Source organism: Leifsonia sp. KNZ12-8B, from assembly GCF_056755495.1.
In genome coordinates this window covers 1-5,383 of record NZ_JBPGXM010000182.1, presented here as the reverse complement: position 1 = coordinate 5,383, position 5,383 = coordinate 1, and the positions used below count along the sequence as shown (strand labels likewise).

The 5,383-nt window shown below is 71.0% G+C and carries 6 protein-coding genes; 3 read left to right on the top strand and 3 right to left on the bottom strand.

The genetic code is table 11. The features are described 5' to 3' along the window. The 3 genes from ACR9ZG_RS17695 to ACR9ZG_RS17685 all read right to left on the bottom strand — a co-directional run. Positions 1 to 681 (bottom strand): MFS transporter (locus ACR9ZG_RS17695; RefSeq protein WP_481286160.1); only part of this gene is annotated, 681 nt, incomplete at its 3' end. A gap of 151 nt (positions 682 to 832) precedes the next feature. Further along, the gene (locus ACR9ZG_RS17690) at positions 833 to 1,381 is read right to left on the bottom strand and encodes a cysteine hydrolase family protein (protein ID WP_481286159.1); all 549 of its coding nucleotides are present in this window, start codon (positions 1,379 to 1,381) and stop codon (positions 833 to 835) included. Beyond that, complete coding sequence (locus tag ACR9ZG_RS17685; RefSeq protein WP_481286158.1) at positions 1,378 to 2,841, bottom strand: purine-cytosine permease family protein; 1,464 nt, start codon at positions 2,839 to 2,841, stop codon at positions 1,378 to 1,380. The genes ACR9ZG_RS17690 and ACR9ZG_RS17685 overlap by 4 nt, the downstream gene beginning before the upstream one ends. 58 nt (positions 2,842 to 2,899) lie before the next feature. Here ACR9ZG_RS17685 and purU point away from each other — a divergent pair, with 58 nt between their 5' ends. From purU to nagA, 3 genes are read left to right on the top strand one after another with little or no spacing between them, the layout of a single operon-like run. Beyond that, positions 2,900 to 3,775, top strand: coding sequence for a formyltetrahydrofolate deformylase (gene purU, locus ACR9ZG_RS17680; RefSeq protein ID WP_481286157.1), 876 nt, complete (start codon positions 2,900 to 2,902; stop codon positions 3,773 to 3,775). 23 nt (positions 3,776 to 3,798) lie between these two features. Beyond that, complete coding sequence (locus ACR9ZG_RS17675; RefSeq protein ID WP_481286156.1) at positions 3,799 to 4,161, top strand: YrdB family protein; 363 nt, start codon at positions 3,799 to 3,801, stop codon at positions 4,159 to 4,161. Next, positions 4,158 to 5,309 carry an N-acetylglucosamine-6-phosphate deacetylase gene (gene nagA / locus ACR9ZG_RS17670; RefSeq protein WP_481286155.1) on the top strand — a complete coding sequence of 384 codons (1,152 nt, stop codon included), beginning with the start codon at positions 4,158 to 4,160 and terminating at the stop codon, positions 5,307 to 5,309. Before ACR9ZG_RS17675 ends, nagA begins: the two co-directional genes overlap by 4 nt. Positions 5,310 to 5,383 lie beyond the last annotated feature (74 nt).

The following is a 5,383-nucleotide window of genomic DNA, read 5'->3' as shown; positions in this document are numbered from 1 at the left end:
GGCGCCGAGGCAGACCATGACCCCCGCCGGGAGGGGGCGGCCGCGCGGCCGCGCGCCGGCGGCCGCGCGACGGGTGTGCTCCTCTTCCCGCTCCACCGCCGGGAGGAGCCACCAAACGAGGGCGGCGCCGATGATCATCAGCCCGGCGAGGATCCCGAACGACAGCCTCCACCCGAAGACGTGGCCGGCGAAGGTGCCGAGCGGCACGCCGAAGACGAACGCGAGCGTCCCTCCACCCAGGGTGATCGAGACCGCGCGGCCGATCTGCTCCTTCGGCACCAGGTGCCCGGCGTAGGCGCCGACGATCGACCAGAACATGCCGTGCGCGATGCCGCCGAGCACGCGCGAGCCGACGACGAAGGCGTAGTCGGGGGCGATCGCGGTCAGCAGGTTCGAGACGCCGAGCACCACGAGGATGCCGACGATCATGCCGTGCCGCGGCCACCGCTTGGTCAGCGCGGTCAGCGGGGTGCTCGTCACCACGACGGTGAAGGCGAAGACGGTCACGAGGAGCCCGATCTGGGCCTCGCTCACGCCGAGGGAGGCGCTCATGTCCGGCAGGAGGCCGGTGGGGATCATCTCGCTCGTGACCGAGAGGAAGACGGCCGCGGCGAGCGCGATGAGTCCGGTCCAGGGGAAGGCAGGTGCGGTCTTCAGAGGGATGGGAGAGGTTGTCGTCATGCGGAATCGTCCGTGAACGGCGTTCCCCGCTCCCGCGCCCGGCATGCGCGGCCGTGGCGGTCAAGAAGTGGAGCGGGTCGACTACGCGCCCATGTGCGCGCCCAGGGCCGGGCGAGAACCGCCGACCGTCGACGATTCTACCAAAGCCCCGCTAGCGGAGGGAGCCGAGGATGCGCTCGCTGTCCTCGATCTCGATCAGCGGCGCGTAGAGGGCCATCGCGTCGAGCGCCCGCCGGTGGTCGGTGTCCGACAGGCCGGCGCAGCCGTCGGCCGCGACCCGAACGTGCACGCCCGCGTCCGCAGCCCCAAGGGCGGTCGAGAGCACGCAGCAGTCGGTGGAGACGCCGGCCAGGGCGATCTCGTCGGCACCGTTCAGCGCCTGCCGCAGCGCGTCTCCCCACTTGCCGAAGGTCGGCTCGCTGACCACGGGGTGACCGGTGCCGCGGAACACCGGGACGAGGTCGTACAGCGGGTCGTCGTCGGACACGAGCGCGAACGGCCACTGCTCGTAGTAGGGCACCCATGCGCCAGCGGGCCGCTCGGGGGCGACGAATCGCGTGAACACCACGCGGTCGCCGAACGCGGGAAGCATGGCTGAGATCGTCGCCTCCGCATCGGCGAATCGCGGGGTGGCCCAGTCGCTGGCGGGGTCGGCGAAGACGTTCTGCATGTCGACGACCACGAGCACGGGCGCCGTCATCGCGCCTCCTGCCGCCGGATCGCGGGCGCCGAGAACAGCGTGCCGACGAAGCCGATCACCAGGGCGACGAGCACGCCGAGGTTCGCGAACGCCCAGTCGCCCTCCTTACCGCCGATCGGGCCGAGGAGGTAGCCCTGCCAGCTCAGCCACTCGGCCGAGCCGTTGGTGACGAGGCCCCAGCCGATCACGGTGCCGATCACGATGAGCGAGATTGGCAGCCAGCGGACGGCGCCGTACCGACCGCGCCGGTCGTACAGCTCGGCCTCCGCGTAGTCGCGGCGACGCAGCGCGATGTCGGCGAGGAAGATGCCGCACCAGGCGGCGATCGGCACGCCCAGAGTGATCAGGAAGCCCTGGAACGGGCCGATGAAGTCCGTCGCCACGAACACGACGTAGATGGCGCCGAGGGTCATGATGATGCCGTCGATGCCGGCCGCGACGTAGCGCGGGACGCGGACGCCGACGCTCAGCAAGGCGAGACCGGAGGAGTAGATGTCGAGCACCGCTCCCCCGACCAGCCCGAGAACAGCCACGATCACGAACGGGACCAGGAACCAGGTGGGCAGCAGCGATGCGAGCGCACCGATCGGGTCGGCGCCGATCGCCTCCGACAGTTTCGAGGACGACCCCGCGAGGAGGATGCCGAAGATGAGGAGGATGACCGGCGCGAGCGACGAGCCGAACGTGGTCCAGCCCACGACCCCCGCGCTGCGCGTCGACCGCGGAAGGTACCGCGAGTAGTCGGCGGCAGCGTTCACCCAGCCCAGCCCGAAGCCGGTCAGCATGAAGACGAACCCGCCGATCACGTGCGGCGTATCGCCCGCGGGCAGCGCGGCCACCGCGCCGAGGTCGATGTGACCGAGCACGAGGATGATGTACACGACCGTGAGCACGCCCGTGACGATCGTGATCACCATCTGCATGCGCATGATCAGGTGAAAGCCGATGATCCCGCCCGCGAGCACCAGGCCGACCACGACGATCAGCGCGACGATCTTGGTCGCGACGCCGCCCTCCCAGCCGAGCTGCTCGAACACCGTCGCGGTCGCGAGCACCGCGAGGGCCGTGAGCACCGTCTCCCAGCCGACCGTGAGCAGCCAGGAGAGGAACGACGGGACCCGGTTGCCCTCCACCCCGAAGATCGCCCGGCCGAGCACCATCGTCGGCGCCGAGCCGCGCTTGCCCGCCAGGGCGATGAACCCGCAGAAGAGGAAGGAGATGACGATGCCGACGACGCCCACGATCGTCGCCTGCCAGAACGAGATGCCGAAGCCGAGCAGGAACGACCCGTAGCTGAGCCCGAACACGGAGACGTTCGCGGCGAACCACGGCCAGAACAGGTCGCGGGCACGGCCCTTGCGCTCGCTCTCGTGGATGGTGTTGAGCCCGTTGAGCTCGATGCCGAAGGTCGACGCGGGGGCGGTCGGGGTGTCGGGCGTATCCGCACCGGTGCTGGTCATGCCCCGATCCAAGTGCACCGCGGCCGTGCACGTCAACAGCACTCGATATCCTGATCGGATGGTCCCGACCGATCTCCCCTCCGCCGCTCACAACCACTGGGTGCTCACGTTCAGCTGCGCCGACCGTCCCGGGATCGTGCACGCCGTGAGCGGTGCGATCGTCGCCGCCCGCGGCAACATCACCGAGAGCCAGCAGTTCGCGAGCTCCGACACCGGTCGCTTCTTCATGCGGCTGCAGGTGGAGTCGGAGGCCGACCGCGCGGAGTTCGAGCGCGCGCTCGCACCCGTCGTGGAGCGATTCGGGATGGAGCACCGCGTCGACACCGTCGGCCGGCCCCTGCGCACCCTCGTGCTCGTCTCGAAGGCCGCACACTGCCTCAACGACCTCCTGTTCCGCCAGCGCGCCGGGCAGCTCCCCGTGGAGGTGCCGCTGGTGCTCTCCAACCACGACGCGCTCAGCGACCTGGCCGGGTTCTACGGCGTGCCGTTCGAGTCGCGGCCGGTGACCGACGCCGCGTCGAAGGCGGCGTTCGAGCAGCGCATCCTGGAGGCCGTGGAGGAGCACGACATCGAGCTGGTCGTCCTCGCGCGGTACATGCAGATCCTCTCCCCCGAGCTGTGCGAACGGCTGGCCGGGCGGGCGATCAACATCCACCACTCCTTCCTCCCCGGGTTCAAGGGCGCGAACCCGTACCGGCAGGCCCACGCCCGCGGTGTCAAGCTGATCGGCGCGACCGCCCACTTCGTCACCAGTGACCTCGACGAGGGCCCGATCATCGAGCAGAACGTCGTGCGGGTCGATCACACGCGCAGCGTCCCGGAGCTCGTCGCCATCGGACAGGACGAGGAGAGCCGCACGCTCACCCAGGCGGTGAAGTGGTTCGCGGAGGACCGCGTGCTGCTCGACGGTGCGAGGACGATCATCTTCCGCTGACCCCCGCTCGGTAGACTGGGCCGGTGACTCCCGCCCATGATCAGCAGGCCCCGGTCCGGGTCGGACCGAACGACGTCCTCCGCTTCGTGCTCGAGCTGTTCGCGATCGTGTCGCTCGGCATCTGGGGTTTCGTGGCCTGGCCGCTGCCGTGGAACATCGTCATCGGGATCGGCGCGCCGGTGCTCGCGATCCTGCTGTGGGCGCTCTTCCGCTCCCCCCGCGCTGTGCTGCACGTCGACGCCTACGTGAAGGCGCTGGTCGAGATCCTCGTGATGGGCTCGGCCGCCTTCGCCTGGTGGGACCTCGGCCAGCCGGTCGTCGCCATCGTGTTCGCCGTGATCGCGACCGTCAGCGGCGTGATCAACGGACGGCGCGAGTTCTCGTGACCGGCCTGGTCATCCACGACGCCCGCAAAGTGGATGCGGACGGGCTGGTCGACGACTTCTGGCTGGTCGCCGAGGAGGGCCGCATCACTGCGACCGGCTCGGGAACCGGGTGGCACGCGGCCGCGCGGCTTCCGGACGCCGAGGTGATCGACGCCGGCGGACACTGGCTGACGCCCGGCTTCATCGACCTGCACTGCCACGGCGGCGGCGGACACGTCTTCGACGACGGCGCCGATGAGCTGCTCGCCGGCCTGGCCGCGCACCGCGCGCACGGGACGACGCGCTCGGTCATCTCGCACGTCGCCGCGCCGCTCGCCTCCCTGCGCGAGAGCCTCGCGATCGTGGCCGAGCTCGCCGCCGCCGACCCGCTGATCCTCGGGTCGCACCTGGAGGGACCGTTCCTGGCGCGCGAGCGGCGCGGTGCGCACGACGAGGCGTTCCTGCGCGACCCCGGGCCGGAGATGGTGGAGGAGCTGATCGGCGCGGCGCGCGGCACGCTGCGGGTCGTCACGATGGCCCCTGAGCTGCCCGACGCGCTGGAGTCGATCCCGGTCCTCACGGAGGCGGGAGTGGTCGTCGCCGTCGGTCACACGTCGGCCGACTACGACCAGACCGCGCGGGCGTTCGACGTGGGCGCGCGGCTGCTCACGCACGCCTTCAACGCGATGAACGGCATCCACCACCGCGAGCCGGGGCCGGTGATGGCGGCGCTCGACAATCCCGCGGTGACGATCGAGCTGATCCTCGACGGACTGCACGTGCATCCGTCGGTCGCGAGGCTGCTGCTCGGCTCGGCACCCGGCCGGGTGGCCCTCGTGACCGATGCGATGGCGGCCGCCGGAGCCTCGGACGGCGACTACCGGCTGGGCGGCCTGAACGTCACGGTGCGGGAGGGCCTCGCGGTCCTCTCCGGCACGGCGACGATCGCCGGCTCCACCCTCACGCAGGATGCGGCCCTCCGCAACGCGATCACCCTCACCGGCCTCGACCCGGCGGAAGCCGTCGCCGCCCTGACGCAGGCGCCCGCGCGCGTGCTGGGCGAGGACCACCGGCTGGGCCGCCTGCACACGGGGTACGCGGCGGATGCCGTGATCCTCGACCACGAATGGCGTGTGCGGACGGTCGTTGCGGACGGGCGGGTGCTGTAGGACCAGTGCGGCGTGCACGTCACCGACGTGCGGGCGCGGTACGCAGAGCGGCCCGGCACCGTGGAGGTGCCTGT

Bases quoted from the DNA above. Each gene is read 5' to 3' on its own strand.
- ACR9ZG_RS17690 (WP_481286159.1), bottom strand. From the start codon at position 1,381: ATGACGGCGCCCGTGCTCGTGGTCGTCGACATGCAGAACGTCTTCGCC.
- ACR9ZG_RS17685 (WP_481286158.1), bottom strand. From the start codon at position 2,841: ATGACCAGCACCGGTGCGGATACGCCCGACACCCCGACCGCCCCCGCG.
- purU (WP_481286157.1), top strand. From the start codon at position 2,900: ATGGTCCCGACCGATCTCCCCTCCGCCGCTCACAACCACTGGGTGCTC.